Here is a 236-nt window from a genome sequence, read left to right on the forward strand (position 1 = left end):
GTAATTGCGAATAGTTTTTGTGTCGTCTGCTCAGCGTAATTAACCTTCTTCACACCGTCGACTGCTTGAATCTTCTTGGCTAGCGCTCCGGTTTGCTGCGGTGTCTTTGCTTTGACGATAAATGAATCAGGCAGCGGGTTCTCTTTTTCTAACCCATTGAACAGCGTACCCTTCTCACCAAAGCTCTTCTTTAAATTCTGAAGCCCTTCCGCTTTTGGAACAAACGTTACTTCAGC

Annotated in this window: 1 protein-coding gene; it reads right to left on the bottom strand. The window is 45.3% G+C overall.

Going from position 1 to position 236, the window contains the following annotated elements; all coding sequences use genetic code 11:
* A partial coding sequence (locus LKX83_RS32915; protein ID WP_227887496.1) for a permease-like cell division protein FtsX occupies positions 1–236 on the bottom strand: 236 nt, incomplete at both ends.

Origin of the sequence: Cohnella baijiui, assembly GCF_020731285.1 — a bacterium.
Lineage (GTDB): Bacteria > Bacillota > Bacilli > Paenibacillales > Paenibacillaceae > Cohnella.